At 63.1% G+C, this 14,950-nt stretch carries 14 protein-coding genes, 2 tRNA genes and 1 other RNA gene; 3 read left to right on the top strand and 14 right to left on the bottom strand.

The genetic code is table 11. The features are described from left to right. Nucleotides 1-8 precede the first annotated feature (8 nt). From RAE09_RS03140 to ffs, 3 genes are all read right to left on the bottom strand, one after another. Entirely contained in the window at nt 9-599 is a 591-nt protein-coding gene (locus RAE09_RS03140) for a hypothetical protein (RefSeq protein WP_316980916.1), read from the bottom strand. Next, nucleotides 553-1,824: an aminotransferase class I/II-fold pyridoxal phosphate-dependent enzyme gene (locus RAE09_RS03135; RefSeq protein WP_316980915.1), complete on the bottom strand. Its 1,272-nt coding sequence runs from the start codon at nt 1,822-1,824 to the stop codon at nt 553-555. Before RAE09_RS03135 ends, RAE09_RS03140 begins: the two co-directional genes overlap by 47 nt. Nucleotides 1,825-1,884: 60 nt before the next feature. Further along, nucleotides 1,885-1,983, bottom strand: an RNA gene (gene ffs / locus RAE09_RS03130) — signal recognition particle sRNA small type. A gap of 178 nt (nt 1,984-2,161) precedes the next feature. Here ffs and RAE09_RS03125 point away from each other — a divergent pair. Further along, nucleotides 2,162-2,250 (top strand) — tRNA-Ser (locus RAE09_RS03125). Between the two features lie 76 nt (nt 2,251-2,326). Here RAE09_RS03125 and RAE09_RS03120 read toward each other — a convergent pair. Genes RAE09_RS03120 through gluQRS form a run of 3 tightly spaced genes read right to left on the bottom strand, consistent with a single transcriptional unit; the run spans nt 2,327 to nt 5,158 of the window. Next, nucleotides 2,327-2,662, bottom strand: coding sequence for a hypothetical protein (locus RAE09_RS03120; RefSeq protein ID WP_316980914.1), 336 nt, complete (start codon nt 2,660-2,662; stop codon nt 2,327-2,329). Nucleotides 2,663-2,672: 10 nt separating this feature from the next. After that, nucleotides 2,673-4,253: a cation:proton antiporter gene (locus RAE09_RS03115; protein WP_316980913.1), complete on the bottom strand. Its 1,581-nt coding sequence runs from the start codon at nt 4,251-4,253 to the stop codon at nt 2,673-2,675. 11 nt (nt 4,254-4,264) lie between these two features. Then, nucleotides 4,265-5,158 (bottom strand): tRNA glutamyl-Q(34) synthetase GluQRS, encoded by an 894-nt coding sequence (gene gluQRS, locus RAE09_RS03110; protein WP_150851312.1) that lies wholly within the window; start codon nt 5,156-5,158, stop codon nt 4,265-4,267. A 33-nt stretch (nt 5,159-5,191) separates the two neighbouring features. On the opposite strand from gluQRS, the gene RAE09_RS03105 reads away from it, so the two are divergent. Next, nucleotides 5,192-5,866, top strand: a complete 675-nt coding sequence (locus RAE09_RS03105; protein WP_394371985.1) for a queuosine precursor transporter — start codon at nt 5,192-5,194, stop codon at nt 5,864-5,866. Here the strand turns inward: RAE09_RS03105 and tgt are convergent. The 7 genes from tgt to RAE09_RS03070 all read right to left on the bottom strand — a co-directional run bounded on the left by tgt (nt 5,851) and on the right by RAE09_RS03070 (nt 12,836). Beyond that, nucleotides 5,851-7,095 carry a tRNA guanosine(34) transglycosylase Tgt gene (gene tgt / locus RAE09_RS03100; RefSeq protein WP_316980911.1) on the bottom strand — a complete coding sequence of 415 codons (1,245 nt, stop codon included), beginning with the start codon at nt 7,093-7,095 and terminating at the stop codon, nt 5,851-5,853. The genes RAE09_RS03105 and tgt overlap by 16 nt on opposite strands. Before the next feature lie 2 nt (nt 7,096-7,097). Further along, on the bottom strand, nt 7,098-9,647 hold the full coding sequence (locus RAE09_RS03095; RefSeq protein ID WP_316980910.1) for an MMPL family transporter: 2,550 nt from the start codon (nt 9,645-9,647) through the stop codon (nt 7,098-7,100). Between the two features lie 573 nt (nt 9,648-10,220). Next, nucleotides 10,221-10,766: a hypothetical protein gene (locus RAE09_RS03090; RefSeq protein WP_301432427.1), complete on the bottom strand. Its 546-nt coding sequence runs from the start codon at nt 10,764-10,766 to the stop codon at nt 10,221-10,223. Between the two features lie 702 nt (nt 10,767-11,468). Then, a tRNA-Ser gene (locus RAE09_RS03085) sits at nt 11,469-11,556 on the bottom strand. Between the two features lie 91 nt (nt 11,557-11,647). Then, nucleotides 11,648-11,848 carry a CsbD family protein gene (locus RAE09_RS03080; protein WP_005323174.1) on the bottom strand — a complete coding sequence of 67 codons (201 nt, stop codon included), beginning with the start codon at nt 11,846-11,848 and terminating at the stop codon, nt 11,648-11,650. 51 nt (nt 11,849-11,899) lie between these two features. Next, entirely contained in the window at nt 11,900-12,331 is a 432-nt protein-coding gene (locus RAE09_RS03075) for a nucleoside deaminase (RefSeq protein ID WP_250411820.1), read from the bottom strand. A 25-nt stretch (nt 12,332-12,356) separates the two neighbouring features. Beyond that, a complete protein-coding gene (locus tag RAE09_RS03070; RefSeq protein WP_316980909.1) occupies nt 12,357-12,836 on the bottom strand; it encodes a tRNA adenosine deaminase-associated protein in 480 nt (159 codons plus the stop codon). Between the two features lie 39 nt (nt 12,837-12,875). Here RAE09_RS03070 and RAE09_RS03065 point away from each other — a divergent pair, with 39 nt between their 5' ends. Beyond that, nucleotides 12,876-13,904 carry a prephenate dehydrogenase gene (locus tag RAE09_RS03065; RefSeq protein ID WP_005323177.1) on the top strand — a complete coding sequence of 343 codons (1,029 nt, stop codon included), beginning with the start codon at nt 12,876-12,878 and terminating at the stop codon, nt 13,902-13,904. Here RAE09_RS03065 and RAE09_RS03060 read toward each other — a convergent pair. Next, entirely contained in the window at nt 13,901-14,950 is a 1,050-nt protein-coding gene (locus tag RAE09_RS03060; protein WP_316980908.1) for a trypsin-like serine protease, read from the bottom strand. The genes RAE09_RS03065 and RAE09_RS03060 overlap by 4 nt on opposite strands.

Genomic DNA, 14,950 nt, shown 5'->3' with positions numbered 1-14,950 from the left:
TTTACCGGCTAACCCTCGCGCGACCAGTCCAGCAGGTCAATGCCCTGCTCTGCCACCGCCGCCTGCAGCTTGCCGACGCCCTCTTCTACCCCAAACGCATATTCCGAATCCGTCAGCATGACCAGCTGCAAGATGAGGGTCAGGCGGCCCTCTTCGCGAAACTGCGGGGTCTGCCCGCCCCACAGGTACGGCGCGATGAACAGGCCGTGGTGCACGGTGATATCAGGGACATCGAGGATGGACGGCAGCATCACGCCCGGCTGCGCCGGCAACAGGCCGTCGGCCTTTTCGAAGGTGTCAGCCGCGGCGTTGATGGCGGCGGCCACCTCGGGCTGCCCGGTGCGCGCCACCGTGAGCAGCTCGCAGCGCACATCGGTGCCGTCGTCCTGGCTTTGCAGGCCGGTGTCGGTGGTGTTGAAGGTGGTGGTGAGGGCGAGCGATTGGGCGTCGGCAAGCGAGGCAAGGCCTAGCCGGCGCTCATCGACGTAGCGGAACTCCAGCGGCGCCGGGATAAGCTCGCTCAGCCACAGGGCAGACTCGTCGGCGTTGATTTTAGGCCCCCAGCTTCTCCACGGCGGCGAGCAGGACGCAGGTGGCAACGCCGTCCATCGCGGTTTCGACCTCTTCCTGCGGCGGCAGGGTTGGGGCGAGGCGGATATTGCGGTCATTGTCGTCCTGGCCATAAGGGAAGGCGGAGCCGGCCTGGGTGAGGAGGATGCCTGCATCGCGCGCGAGCTCCCAGACGCGGTTGGCGGTGCCGTCGACGACGTCGAGGGAGATGAAGTAGCCGCCCTTCGGGTTGGTCCACTGCGCCACCTCGTACTCGCCGAGGCGCTTTTCTAGGATGCGCAGCACGGCATCGAACTTGGGCTTAATCAGCGCGGCGTGGCGGCGCATCACGGCGCGCACGCCCTCGGCGGAGCCGAAGAACTCGTGGTGCGCCAGCTGGTTAATCTTATTGGGGCCGATGCCGCGGATGCCCGCGTGCTCTAGGTACCACTCGAGGTTGTCCTCCGAGGTGCCGAAGAAGCCCACGCCCGCGCCCGCGAAGGTGATCTTCGAGGTAGAGGACATGGCCCAGAAGCGGTTCGGGTTGCCTTCTTCCGCAGCGATATCCAGAATCGGCAGGATTTCCGGGAAGTCCTCGGTCAGGGTGTGCACCGCGTAGGCGTTATCCCACACGATGCGGAAATCCGGTGCGCCGGCCTCCATGCGGGCGAGGCGGCGGGCCTTGTCTTCAGAAATCACGGCGCCGGTGGGGTTAGCGAACATCGGCACTACCCACATGCCCTTGACTGCCGGATCCGCCACCAGCTTTTCGACGGCCTCTACATCCGGCCCGTCCTCCTCCATTGGCACCGTAACCAGCTCGAAGCCGAACTGCTCCGTGATGGCAAAATGACGGTCGTAGCCCGGCACCGGGCAAATCCACTTGAGCTTTTCTTCCTTGCTCCACGGCTTCGCGGAATCATTGGTGCCGAAGAGAAACGCCCAAGAAATCAGGTCGAACATGATGTTCAGCGAGGACGAGTCTGCGGCAACCAGCAGCTCTGGGTCCATGTTGGTCAGCTTGCCCCAGATATCGCGCAGTTCTTTGATGCCCTTTTGGTTGCCGTAGTTACGCAGGTCGTTTCCGGCCGCATCGGTGTAGTGGCCCAGGCCGGGCAGCGCCAGCAAATCATTGGAGAGGTCCAGCTGTGCCTTGGCCGGCTTTCCGCGGGTCAGGTCCAATTTCAGGCCCTTAGACTTAAGGTCCTCGTAGTCCTTACGGACTTGGGCGGCGAGCTCCGCGAGTTCGGACGATTCCAAAGTAAGAAGCGACATGCGTATGTCTACCTTCCATGTATAGGGCGACTTTTAGCCCCCAATAGTAACGCACGCCATACAAAAAGGGGACCCCGCGCACCCGCCAGAGCCTCCTGACCCTTGCTGCATTCCTGCCCTGGGGGAGTTCAGAGGATGGACGCCACGCGGAATCCTGTCCCATACTTTAACGCCCGCGCGCCGGTTTAGCCAAATGGGCCTCCGGTCGCACGGGCTACCACCGCCCACCGGCGCGCAACCCAAGGACCATCCGACACAAACGGCATTAGATCGCCAGAAATAGGCCCTGACCTGGCGATTGGTAAAATAATTGCCACGGCTGCTAATGTTTCTTCTCGGAGGATTCGACTAGCGGCCTATGTCACACGCCTGGAACGCGTGCGGGGTTCACGCCCCTCGTGGGTTCAAATCCCACATCCTCCGCCAAGGGAAATCCCGGCTCCTGCTTCACCGCACGGAGCCGGGATTTTTATTATGCACAGTCGCTCGGCCGCACTGGCCGCTAATCGATGACCGGCGGCTCGTAGCCATCCGCCTTCAGCCACTCGACGTGCGGCGGCGTATTCATCCCCCACTCGGTGCGCGCCCAGAGGAAAGCCTGGGAGACCTCGGCCTCGGAATAGCCCCCATCGCGCAGGTATTGCCGGAAGCCATTCGGGCCTGGGTCCTTGATCCAGAGCCAGACGTAGTCGTCGAGGGAGTCGTCGGCAAGCAGGCCCTCCAGCCCGGCCGGGACATATTCGCGCTCGGCGCGCACGCGGTCCGCTAGGTCCTGGTCGAGGAAGTCGTAGAGGTAATCCAGCGCGTCCTCAAGCTGCGCATAATCGAAGGGATCCATGCCGCCCAGCCTAGTGGCGCTTGGCGCCTAGAACCATGCGGTCAATCTCCTCGAGCACCTCGTCCACAATGGCCGGGTTATAAGCCCGATCGCCGCGCATGCGTAGCAGCTCCTCCTGCGCCGCCGCCAAAGCGGTCCGGCGGGCCTCCAGAGCCACGTGGCGGGCCTGCCAGGCGCGCTGCTTGCGGGAGTCATCGGAAACATCCTCGCCATCGCCGAGCCGGTCCTCAAACCACTGAATCACGTTGGCGGAAATTTCGGGGTCGACCTTTTCGGCGTCGGCAGTAATGTGGCCGTCGGGCCGGAAGTGTGACAAGGCCTCGATGCTGGCCGCACGCGCGCGGCTCACCACGGCGGCGCGCATCTTATCGCTGGCAATCTGGGAGGCCTCCGTGAGGTCGAGGCGCTCCATCAGCCACGGCAAGAGCAGGCCGGGCACCACCATAGTGACCAGCAGCACGGTCAGCGCGATGACTGCGAGCTCGTGGTGGAAGCTGAACACGCCGGCCGGGATGGACAAAACCAGCGCCAGGGTGACGAGGCCGCGCATGCCGGACCACGTCATCAGCAGCACCTCCTGCAGGCGCAGCGGCGCCACGCGCGGGCGGCCGCGGGAGACGTTGATGCGGTAATAGATGTACATCCACACCAAGCGGACGACGAAGGCCACAAGGGACAAGATGACGCCCACCACCACGGAGTGCCACAGGTCCGAACCCACTTCCCCAATGGCGGTACTGACTGTCAGGCCAATGAGCCCGAAGGCCACGCCGGTAAAAAGCAACTCAACGGTCTCCCAAAAAGACTGGCCGGACAGGCGGTCCTCGGCCTGGATATCGGCACGGGAATTAAGCTCCACGGCCGCGATGACCACGGCGATAACGCCGGAGGCGCCGAGTTCTTCCGAGATGAGGTAGACCGCAAACGGCGTCACCCAGGTCAACGCGTTGCGCGCGGTGACGTCGTGAACGTGGGTAATAAACAGCGCCACCAGCCGGCCGACGCCCCAGCCGAGGCCGCCCGCGACGAATGCGGAGTAGAAGAAGTTGAGCACGCCGCCGCCGAAGGAGAGCTCATCGCCTTGGGTCACGGCCGTCAGCGCGAGATTGAAGGCGACGATAGAGGCGGCGTCGTTAAACAAGCCCTCGGTCTGCAGGGTGGTGATGATGCGGCGCGGAATGCCGGCGGGCTCGGCCACGGCATCGACGGCGACGGGATCCGGTGGGGCGATGGCCGCACCGATAAGGATGGCCGCGGCCAGGCTGATGCCGGGCAGGAAGGCATAGGCCGTAAAACCTACGGCCAGCGTGGTAGCGACCACCAGCAGCACGGACAGGCTCAAGATGGTCACCCATTGCTCGCGGATAACACCCCACGAGGTGCGCCGGGCCAGCGCCCACAGCAGCGGCGGCAGGAAGATGGGCAGGATGAGCTCGGTGGGCGGCTCGAACTGGGGCAGGCCGGGCACGAAGACCGCGCAGGCGGTAATAATCGTCAGCAGGGCCGGCCACGGCAGCCCAATCTTGTCACCGATGGCGACGACGAACACGGTCAGCAGCATGAGCCCAATGAGCACCAGTAGAACTTCCATGGGCCCAGATTTTACCCCCGCCAGATATAAGGCTCAGGGCTGAGTCGATCGGGCGCGAATTGCGCGAGCAACTCCGCGGCACTGTGAGCCTCGTACCCCAGCGAGGCCGCCAGCTGCTTGACGACGTCCCCCTCCTCCCCCATCTCCCGCATGGTCACCGCCCCATCGCGCTTGGCCAGGCGCTCGCCGGATGCATTGAGCACGAGCGGGACGTGGATATACTCCGGCGGTTCGATGCCGAGCAGCGAGGCGAGGTAGGCCTGGCGCGGCGCGGAGGAGAGCAGATCATCACCGCGGACCACTTGGTCGATGCCTTGGTAGGCATCGTCGACGACGACGGCCAAGTTATAGGCCCAGCCGGTGTCTTGGCCGCCGCGGCGCAGGATGAAATCATCGACGTCGCCTGTATAGGTGCCGTGGAGGGCGTCGTGGATGGTGAATGTGGGGACGTCGGCAAGCAGGCGAAGGGCGGGCTGGCGATTCTGGGCCGCAAGCTCGGCGCGCTTGGCCGCACGCTGGTCCTCGGTGAGGTTGCGGCAGGTGCCCGGGTACTGGCCGGGAATGGCGTGCGGGGCGCGGGAGGCCTCACGGATATCCTTGCGGGAGCAATAGCACTCGTAGGTGGGCAGCTGGGCCAGGGCCTGCTCATAGGCGGCGTCGCGATCGTGCTGGTAGATGACCTCGCCGTCCCAGTCCAGCCCGAGCGCGCGCAGATCCGCGAGCTGGCGCTCGGCCGACTCCTGAGAGGAGCGCTGCTTATCGATGTCCTCCACGCGCACCACAAAGCGCCTGCCCGTCGAGCGGGCAAAAAGCCACGCCAGCAGCGCCGTGCGGAGGTTGCCGAAGTGCAGATCGCCCGAGGGGCTCGGCGCGTAGCGGCCGGCGCCGGTGGTCGCGGAATTCATGCCCATAGTCTACGGACTGGCACAATGGCGGGCATGGAAAAAACGAACGGCGCTGAAGTGCGCTTCATTCCCGTCCGCTCTACTCTCTACCCCTGGCTGGTCACCGTGTTTGTGGTGACCTTCCTGATTTCTAATATCAACGCCACCAAAGGCGTCCAGCTCGGCCCGCTGGTGACCGACGGTGCCTTCTTTCTCTTCCCACTGGCCTATATCGTCGGCGACGTGCTCTCCGAGTGCTATGGCTTTAAATCCACCCGGCGCGCGGTCTACATCGGCTTCGCGATGGCCATCTTGGCGGCCGTGTGCTTCTATATCGCCATCTGGCTGCCGGCGGCCGACTTCTACGAGGGCCAAGAGGCCTTCGCCGCCACGCTCGGCCTGATGCCGCAGATCCTGGCCGCCTCGCTGGCCGGCTACCTAGTGGGCCAGCTCCTCAACGCCTGGACGCTGACCGCGATGAAGAAGCGCTCCGGCGAAAAGGGCCTCTTTGCGCGCCTCATCGCCTCCACCGTGGTGGGCGAATTCGGCGATACGCTGTTGTTTTGCGCCATCGCCGCGCCGGTCATCGGCGTGGACACCGTGGGCGGGTTTATTAACTACGTCATCGTGGGCTTCGTGTGGAAGACCCTGATGGAGGCCGTCATGCTGCCGGTGACGGCCGCGGTCATCAAATGGGTGAAAAAGCGCGAGGATTACTTGCCGGCATAGTAGCGGCCGAGGAATTCATCGCGGTAGGCCTCGTAGTAGCCGCCGTCGATGGCGGCGCGGATATTATCCACCAGCCGAATCATGAATTCCACGTTGTGGATGGTGCACAGCGTGCCGGCAAGGAATTCCTTCGCCTTGAGCAAGTGGTGCAGGTAGGCGCGGGAGTAATTCTCGGATACGTAGCCGCCGAATTCCTCGTCGACGCCGGCAAAATCCCGCTTGAAGCGCGCATTGGTGAGGTTCATGCGGCCGTCAAGGGTGTAGACGCCGCCGCGGCGCGCCAAGCGGGTGGGCGCCACGCAGTCGAAGGTATCGGCGCCGGCCTCGACGGCGGTGAAGATATCGTCCGGCTCGGAGATGCCGAGCAGGTGGCGCGGCTTGTCCTCGGGTAGCTCATCGCAGACCCATCCGACAATGGTGCCCAGGTTTTCCTTCTCCAGCGCGCCGCCTATGCCGAAGCCGCCAAAGCCGCGCTTGCCGTCCTCACGGGCGGCGCGGTCGAGGTCGAGCAGGCCGCGGGTGGCCTGGCGGCGCAGGTCCTCGTACTGCGCGCCTTGAACAACGCCCCACAGCGACTGCTTCGGGCGGTGGGCGCGCTCGCGGGTCAGGCGATCGTGCTCATCTAGGCAGCGCTTGGCCCAGCGGTGCGTGCGCGCGACCGATTCTTCCTGGTAAGTACGCGTATCAACGAGCGTGGTCAGCTCGTCGAAGGCAAACATGATGTCTGCGCCCAGCCCGTGCTGGATCTGCATGGATTTCTCGGGGGTAAAGCGGTGTTTGGAGCCGTCGATAACGGATTTAAAATCCACGCCGTCCTCGTCCACCTGCGCCATGCGTTCCTTTTTAGCGGCGCGGATGTCCTTTTCGCTGAGATCCGCAATGTCCATCGCAAGGACCTTTTTGAAGCCTACGCCCAGCGACATGACCTGGAATCCGCCGGAGTCGGTGTAGGTCGGGCCATGCCAATTTTCAAACTCGGCCACGCCGCCGGCCTCGTCCACGATGTCGTGGCCCGGCTGCAGATAGAGATGGTACGCATTCGACAAGATGGCCTGCGCACCGGTGGCACGAATCTGCTCCGGGGTAAGCGTCTTCACCGTGGCTTTGGTGGCCACCGGGATGAAAGCCGGGGTCTGGATATCACCGTGCGGGGTGTGGATGACACCGCTGCGGCCGTGCTTGCCGGGGCCTTCGGGCAGGCGCTTGCCGACGTCGAAACTCAAGTCCATGATTATTCTTCTTCCTTGTGTGCAGAGCTAGGGGTGGGGGCCGGGGTGGCGTGTTTAGCTTCCCATTCTTCTTCCAGGGCGGTGCCTTCGATATCCAGGGTGGGCAGAATCTTCGCCAACCACTTCGGCATCCACCACGTCGCGCGGCCCATGAGGAACATGGTGGCGGGGACGAGGGTCATGCGAATAAAGAAGGCGTCGAAAAGCACGCCGGCTGCCAAGGCAAAGCCGAAAATCTGGATGAAGGGCAACGGCTGGTTAATAAAGGCCACGAAGACCGAAATCATAATGATGGCCGCGGCCGTGACCACGCGGGCGCCCTGGGTAAAGCCGGTGATGGTGGCCTCGTCGACGGCGCTATATCGCCCGCCGGTGCCCTCCGGGTGGCGAGAAATGTGCTCGCGCATGCGGGTGACGAGGAAGACCTGGTAATCCATCGCGAGGCCGAAGGTCACGCCGATGAGGAAGATGGGCATGAAGGAAATCAGCGGGCCCGGCGCGGGAACCAGGTTCCACAGGCCTTCCTGCCAAACCAGCACGGTCAGGCCGAAGGCGCCGCCGACGGACAGCAGGAAGCCCAGGCCCGCAACCAGCGGCACCAGGATGGAGCGGAAGACCAACAGCAGTAGCACAATGGCTAGGCCCACGACGATGGCCAGGTACGGCGCCATGGCTTCCTCGAGGCGCTCGGTGATATCGAGCTGCACGGCGGTCAGGCCGGTCAGGCCGATGTCAGTACCGGTGGCGTCTTCGATCTCGCTGGTGGCCGAGCGCAGCGCGTGCGCGACGTTGACCGTCGCGGCGTCCGTCGGCGCGGTTTCTGGGGTGACCATGATCTGCGCGGCGCGCTGGTCCTTACTCAGGCCGACGATCTGCGCGTGCTTCACGCCGCCCAGCCCCTTGAGCTGGTCCGCGGTGTATAGGAAGGACGCGAGCGCAGCCTTATCCTCCGGCGAGGAATTGTCCGCAGCGTCTGCGGAGGTGTCTACTATCTCGGCGGCCGGGGCAATCTCCGGCTCGGCCTCGGCCGCGGGCTGGTCCGGCTGCGACTGCTCAGGGGCTGCGTCCTCCGCGTCTGGTGCGGGGGCTGGTTCGGGCTGGGATTGGGCGTCGACAAGCGGGGCGAGGGCGCCGGCCTCCGCGTTGACCGTGTGGGCATCGACCACAGCGAGGAAGGGGCCGTTGACGCCGGGGCCGAAGCCCTCGGACATGATGTCGGCGGCCTTGCGCTGGGTGGTATCGGGATTGGAGGTGGTATCGGCCGGAAGGGCGAGTTCCATGTGGAGCACCGGCGCGGTCATAGCGCCCAAGGAGAGCACAACCAGCGCCATGGCCAGGCCGGGGACCTTCTGGACTAGGCGCACCCAGCGGTTGCCCATGGTGGGCCCGCGGCGGCGCTTGCCCTTGCAGGTCGGGTTGCCGGCCACGCCGGGGATGCGGCCGTTGAAGGCCTTATCACCCAGCAGACCAAGCATCGCGGGGATGAGCGTAAGCGAGACCAACACGGCGATGGCGACGGTGCCGGCGGCGGCCAAGCCCATGGCCGTCAAGAAGCCGATGCGCGCAATGAGGAGCGCAAAAAGCGCGGTAAAGACCGTCGCGCCGGCAAAGACCACGGAGGAGCCGGCGGTTCCCACCGCCATGCCTGCGGCATCGGGCCCGTCCATGCGGCGGCGCTCGGCGCGGTAGCGCGAAAGGATAAACAGCGCATAGTCAATGCCCACGGCTAAGCCAATCATGATGGCCAGGACCGGGGTCATATTGTTGAGCTCAATCCAGTGGGTGGCAATGAGCATGCCCAGCGCGCCTAGTCCCACGCCAATGACGGCGGACACCAAAGGCATGCCCGAGGCCACCAGGGAGCCGAAGGTAAAGATGAGCACGATAAAGGCAACGCCCAGGCCGATGATCTCAGAGGTGGAATTGACCGCGATTTCATCGCCAAAGCCGGCACCATTGCCCTCTACGGTGAGGCCGCGGTCGCGGGCAATATTCATTGCCTCGGTAACGGTGTCTTTATCGGCCTGCTCCACGCTATAGGGCGACTCGGCGTCGAAATTAAAGGTGGTATAGGCAATGGTCTCGTCATCATTGACCATGGCGAGGTTATCCGCGTCAGCGCGGGCAGATGCTTCCGGCAATCCCATGTCCGTGAACTGGTGGATCACTTGGTCCTGCAGGCGAGGCGAGACCTCAAGCGGGTTGCCAAAGCGCGTGGTATCGCCCATCTCCAGGTTGTCCTCGAGGTAGGAGATGGTGGCGTCGATGGCCTCGCGGTTGGCGGGATCAGAAAGCTTCTGGCCGTCTGGGGCCTTGAAGACCACGTTGACCGAGGGCGAGTTTGCAGGGTTTCCGCCCTCTGGGAAGAGGTCCATGGTCTTGTAGGTGGCATCGATGGACGGGGTTCCCTTGATGGAGAACTCGCTCGTCATCGGTTTCATCAGCAAGGCGGCGGCACCGCCGACGGCGGCGAGCAGCAGCAGCCATGCCACGATGACCTTCCACTTATGGAGGAAAGACCAGCGCCCAAGACGATAAAGCAGTTTAGCCACGGGTAGATGTACCTTCGCATTCGCGTGGGGGACGGGTTGAACTTTGCCCTAGTGTAGTGGCCATACCCTCTAATCCCCTATCGCGAAGCCACCTGCGTCCCAGTTTTCACAGCTGGCGGCCAGCCAGCCTCCTCCCCCCACGCCCGGAGCCGGATCGGGCGAAAGAAAATCCCGGCCTGCGCAAACAGACCGGGATCTCGGTGCGGTGGCGGCGGTGTCCGAAGTCGCGACATTGTTAACAAATGAATAGCGCCAACGGGCCTGACCCCCGGAAAGTAAACACGTCGGGGGTCAGGCCCGGCCGCTGTTAACGAGCTCATCAACACGCTGCGTTCGCATCGTTCACTGCTGTTGGATCTCCGGATTGCGGTTCTCGAGCACTTGTACTGACGCGAGCTCAACACCAACGACTTGTGATCGCTCATTTCCCTTGACGAGTTACAAGAGTCGCTCGAGCACAAGATCGGTTTCCCGCAGTGGAACCATGCGTTCGACGTTAGGTGAGGCAACAATTTCGTACGTTCTCGCTGGCCGTCCTCCATGGAGCGGGACGTGGGCCTGGAGAAAAGCGGCCTAGAAGTACTCGTTCATGTAGTCGCGAGAACCCAGGCCGATCGCGTCAAAGCACTCTGCCATCTTGACTTCTTCTTCAAAGTACTCAAGTTCGTCACCCTCGGCGCCCCCAGCTCGCTCTTCCTCGAGTTCCTCGCGAGCATCAGCAAGCGCGTACGGTTGCCATACGGAAAGCCCCAGTTTCTCGAAAGCATAAGCCTCTGGAGCTCGCTCATCGTCAAGCCGAGCCCCGTCGTTGAGCCCCTTCAACAGCTCGGCGCACTCGATCGCGTTCATGTGGGAGAGGTTATGGCCTTCCCATTCCACCGTGACACCGTCTTTTTCAGGGTTGGTGGCAATCTCGATGAATTCGACACCGTTGTCACCGAAATGAACCTGAATATTTGATTGGGAGTAGTACAAGGTGCTTTCGCTCCGGTGGTTCTCCGGTTCCCCGAGAACCGCTACCACCTGCTCAGCACTGTCACCGAAACGAATCATGCCTTCGCCATACGGTGAAGCGAACTGAGCACCTTCATGCGAGATCAACGTTATTGAAGAAGTCATCAGTACCTCCAAGAATTGCCGACTAGGCTCCGCGAGCCTGAACTAATTGGTTTGCTAAGAATAAAGGCGAGTTGAGTGAAGCGCAACACATAGTTTTTGACCGCAAACAGCCGGCAAGCCAACACGTGCGGATGCACCTTCACCAGCTCCGAGTACAGAAACGCGTCGCCCGGGTCATACATGTCCACCAGCGTCGAGTACGACTTGGACATGCTTTACGCCGCCCCCGCCTCCACCGTGCCCGCTGTCTGAATTCATGACATATTTGACAGTCTGTGCCTGAGGGAATCGTCGTGATGCTTGACAGATCAGCCGCGACATATTTGACGCTTAGGGCTACCTTACCGTGTCGGGTGATGCTTGACTGGTGAGTCGGGACATGTTTGACACTACGAATAGTCCCCACCGCAATATGGCCATAGTCAAAGCTGTACGCCATCAATACTGCAGCCCGGTGGCGTCGATACAAAGCGAGGCCACGCAGCACCTAAGGCACCTTTTAGAGTCTGAGAGGGGTGGGCTCCGGCCGCCAATCGTAAGTGCTCATTGCGGCGACTTGGCGCTGCTGCTCGGAACGATGAGTGCTTGAAAGGTTCGTCTGATCGAAGAAACCGGCACCCCAGAACAAAAAGCAACTGAGATGCCGGTTTGTCAACGATGTCGCGACTCATCTGTCAAACATGTCGCGACTCATGACAAGTGCGGTGGCGGCGGGATTTGAACCCGCGGTTGGGGGTTACCCAACAATCGCTTTCGAGGCGATCACCTTCGGCCGCTCGGACACGCCACCGCGTTCCAGATTACGGGAGTAGGCCCGAGCGACAAAATCGCTGCGCCGGCGGGGTGCCAGCGCAGCGAGATGCGGAAACGAGGGACGAGGATTAGTCGTCCTTCAGGCCACCGATAACCTCGTTGGCCTTGTCCTTGATGCCTTCAGCGGCGTCAGACAGCTTGTCCTTAGCCTCGGAGGTGACCTGGTCGGCCTTGCCCTCGTTAGCTACGTCCTTGTTGTCGGTAGCTTCGCCGTAGGCTTCCTTTGCCTTGCCTACGAGGCCATCCTTCTTGTTTTCCAAATCGCCCATAATCACTCCTTTGAGTAGACAGTTGTTGTATGACCACCAGTGTACGCACGTTTAGCGCAGGCCGTCGAAGAAGTTTCGGAGCAACCCAGCGCACTCGCCTTCGAGGACGCCGCCGCGGACCTGCGGGGTAAAGGGGGCGGTGGGGGCACGGAGGACATCGATAAGCGAGCCGCACGCGCCCGTCTTGGGCTCAAAGGCGCCGAAGACCACGGAAGACACCCGCGCGGCCTGCAGCGCACCGGCACACATGGCGCATGGTTCTAGGGTGACAACGAGTTCGCAGCCGGAAAGCCGCCAGCCATCGCCGTGCACGCGGACGGCCTGGCGAATGGCCTCGACCTCGGCGTGGGCGGTGGGGTCCGCAAGCTCTTCGCGGCGGTTGACGCCGGTGGCAAGTTCGGTTCCGGCGGCGTCGTACAGTACCGCACCCACGGGGACGTCGCCGGCCGGCGCATGCTTGGCGACGTCGAGGGCGCGGCGCATCCGAGCCTCCGCGCGCAGCAAGGGCTCAGGCGTTATCAATGACGTCTTCCAACTCATCGCCAAAGCCGAGCTCGCCGGCGATGCGCAGCAACATATCGGAAGGCCAGTCCTCATCATTGTCAATGATGTAGCCCACCTGGTCCTCGGATAGACCAAGGTCGGCGAAGATATCGAAATCCCCCTCGCCATAAGGATCGGCCTCTTCGGGGTCCACATCCGGGATTTCATGATCGTTGATATCCATGAAATCGGCGGCGAAGTCATCGTCCACGCCGTAGGTGGCATCCGAGATGAGCATCTTTACCCCGCCCGGCACTGGGCGCACGGCAATAAAATAGGCATCCTCCACGCACAGCAGCGCGAACGCAGCGCCCTCGGAACGCAGGCTGCGCACCGCATTGATGGAGGCCTGCGGATCCTCAAAGTCATCGTTGAAGCTGCGCACCAGCCATTGGCCCGCGTTGCGGGCGACGGTTACTGCGAAGGAGTAATTTTCGTTGCTCATACCTCGTGAGATTAGTCGTGTTGTGCCACAATTGTCATCGTGAGTTCTCAAGATGTTCAACGCCCTATCTGCATTATTGGCCTCGGCCTCATCGGCGGCTCTTTGCTGCGCGATCTCGCCGGATACAATCACCCCGTTTTTGGCTACAACCACTCCACTTCTGGCGCCCGCACTGCAGTAAAGCAGGGTTTTGACGTCACCGATGATCTTCCGACGATTTTGACCCGCGCGGAGACGGAGAACGCGCTCATTGTCATAGCCGTGCCTATGAACGCGGTGGGCGAGGTGCTCGACGCCATTCAGGAGCACGCGCCGAGCTGCGGCATTACGGACGTCGTTTCCGTTAAGACGGCCGTACGCCAGCAGGTACTGGAGCGCGGAATGGAGTCGCGCTACGTGGGCGGCCACCCGATGGCGGGCACGTCCAAGTCCGGTTGGGATAACTCGCAGAAGGACCTGTTCCGCCGCGCGGCGTGGGGCATTACCTATGACTACGCCGCCGAGTGTGAGGCGCGCGGGGAAAAGATTCCGAAGCAGTGGATTGAGACCTTCACCGAGGTCGTGCGCATGACCCAGATGGTGCACGCAGAGGCGGTTCCTATCCGCGTGGCTAATCACGATGCCGCGGTGGCGCGCATTTCCCACCTGCCGCACGTCTTTGCGGAGATCCTCGCCGTGGTGGGCGATAACGGCGGAATCCTGGCACAGTCCCTGTCTGCCGGTTCTTTCAAGGACGCTACCCGCGTGGCCGGCACGCACCCAGAGCTGGTGCAGCAGATGTGCGAGACCAATGCGCCGGCGTTGGTGGAAGCATTGGACGAAGCCTTGGACTTGCTGCGCGATGCCCGCGAGAAGCTCGACTCCCCCGAACCTTCCATCGCTGAGCTTTCCGACGCCGGCTATCGCGCCCGCACCCGCATCGATGCCCGCTCCGGCGCGCGCAAGGAATCGGTCTCCCCGATCAAGATTTCTTCCCGCCCGGTGCTGCGCCTGCATCCAGGCGGCCCGAAGTGGGTAGCACAGCTGCGCCAGTCCGAGTCCTTGGGCGGGCGCATCGAGATTTTCTAGTCCTCACGGCCGCGGTTGCGCAGGCGGGGAATCCGCGCCAGCACCACCGCAGCGATCAGGCCGATGGCGGCTATGCCCACATAGAGCCCCGCACGATCTGCACTGGTCTGCGGGGTTTTCGGCGGTTTGGGAGTGGTTTCCGCGGTGAGAATCGCTTCCTTATCGCGTCCGCTCACTACTCCCTCGATCCAGTCCTTGGTGCCGGCCAGCGTGGTGATTGCCGCGCTTGGCGAGGGCAAGTCCGGATCCCCGTTCGCGGTGCCCGCCGTGGCGAGTCCGGCGAGCTTACCGTCTACGAAGAAAGGACCGCCGGAGTCGCCGCCCTGCATGCCGGCCCGGTCGGTGGAGTGTACGTCGAGGATGGCGCTTTCAATTAGTGGCATCGGGCCATCTGGCGCCCCACCCGGCATCGCCTCGCTGGCTGGCACGCTTTCCGTACCCTCCGGCATTTTAAGTCCCGGCATGGCCTCGGCCGCGGGAATGCTTTCTCCGCCAGCGGCGTCCTCGGCGCCATCCTCGGCCGCGTCTGCGGCGCCTGGTTCGGTGGAGCTAGCGGGGCCAGCAGGGCCGGCGCCGAGGAGCTCAGCCACTTCCATCTCCGCCTGCGGCAGCTGGCCGCGGCGCGCCATGGAGGAACTGCTGCTCCAGCCGTAAAGCGTGCCGCGCTGGCCAGGTTCTGGAACTTGGGTGGAAATCTCTGCGGGTTTTGTATCGGTGACGGGGGTGGTGAGGTGGAGAAGGGCGGCGTCGGAAAGCGGGGATAGCGCCCACGAATCGGCGTCGTAGGTGGTGCCATTGATGCGGGCCTGGGTGCCCTCGTTATTGACGGACTCGAGGCAGTGGCGGGCGGTGAGCACCCACTGGGCGGCCACGAGGGTGCCGGTGCAATCGCCGAAGCTGCCCACGCGTCCTATCTTGAGTTGGGCGACGGTACGGGCTTCCGGGGAGTCCGGAGCTGGTTCGCCGTGTTCGAGTGCAGTGGCCGGGGCGGCAGTCAGTGCCACGATGCTGGCGGCGAGCAAGGCAGGGAAGATTTTGTGCTGCAT

The organism is Corynebacterium tuberculostearicum (genome assembly GCF_032821615.1).
Taxonomy (GTDB): domain Bacteria; phylum Actinomycetota; class Actinomycetes; order Mycobacteriales; family Mycobacteriaceae; genus Corynebacterium; species Corynebacterium tuberculostearicum_H.
The sequence above is the reverse complement of the archived record's forward strand: the minus strand, read 5'-3'. Positions and strand labels throughout refer to the sequence as shown.

What these genes read in the sequence shown, in the direction of transcription:
- RAE09_RS03135 (WP_316980915.1), bottom strand. Translation starts at nt 1,824, where the DNA reads ATGTCGCTTCTTACTTTGGAATCGTCCGAACTCGCGGAGCTCGCCGCC.
- RAE09_RS03120 (WP_316980914.1), bottom strand. Translation starts at nt 2,662, where the DNA reads ATGGATCCCTTCGATTATGCGCAGCTTGAGGACGCGCTGGATTACCTC.
- RAE09_RS03115 (WP_316980913.1), bottom strand. Translation starts at nt 4,253, where the DNA reads ATGGAAGTTCTACTGGTGCTCATTGGGCTCATGCTGCTGACCGTGTTC.
- gluQRS (WP_150851312.1), bottom strand. Translation starts at nt 5,158, where the DNA reads ATGAATTCCGCGACCACCGGCGCCGGCCGCTACGCGCCGAGCCCCTCG.
- RAE09_RS03105 (WP_394371985.1), top strand. Translation starts at nt 5,192, where the DNA reads ATGGAAAAAACGAACGGCGCTGAAGTGCGCTTCATTCCCGTCCGCTCT.
- tgt (WP_316980911.1), bottom strand. Translation starts at nt 7,095, where the DNA reads ATGGACTTGAGTTTCGACGTCGGCAAGCGCCTGCCCGAAGGCCCCGGC.
- RAE09_RS03090 (WP_301432427.1), bottom strand. Translation starts at nt 10,766, where the DNA reads ATGACTTCTTCAATAACGTTGATCTCGCATGAAGGTGCTCAGTTCGCT.
- RAE09_RS03080 (WP_005323174.1), bottom strand. Translation starts at nt 11,848, where the DNA reads ATGGGCGATTTGGAAAACAAGAAGGATGGCCTCGTAGGCAAGGCAAAG.
- RAE09_RS03075 (WP_250411820.1), bottom strand. Translation starts at nt 12,331, where the DNA reads ATGCGCCGCGCCCTCGACGTCGCCAAGCATGCGCCGGCCGGCGACGTC.
- RAE09_RS03070 (WP_316980909.1), bottom strand. Translation starts at nt 12,836, where the DNA reads ATGAGCAACGAAAATTACTCCTTCGCAGTAACCGTCGCCCGCAACGCG.
- RAE09_RS03060 (WP_316980908.1), bottom strand. Translation starts at nt 14,950, where the DNA reads ATGCAGCACAAAATCTTCCCTGCCTTGCTCGCCGCCAGCATCGTGGCA.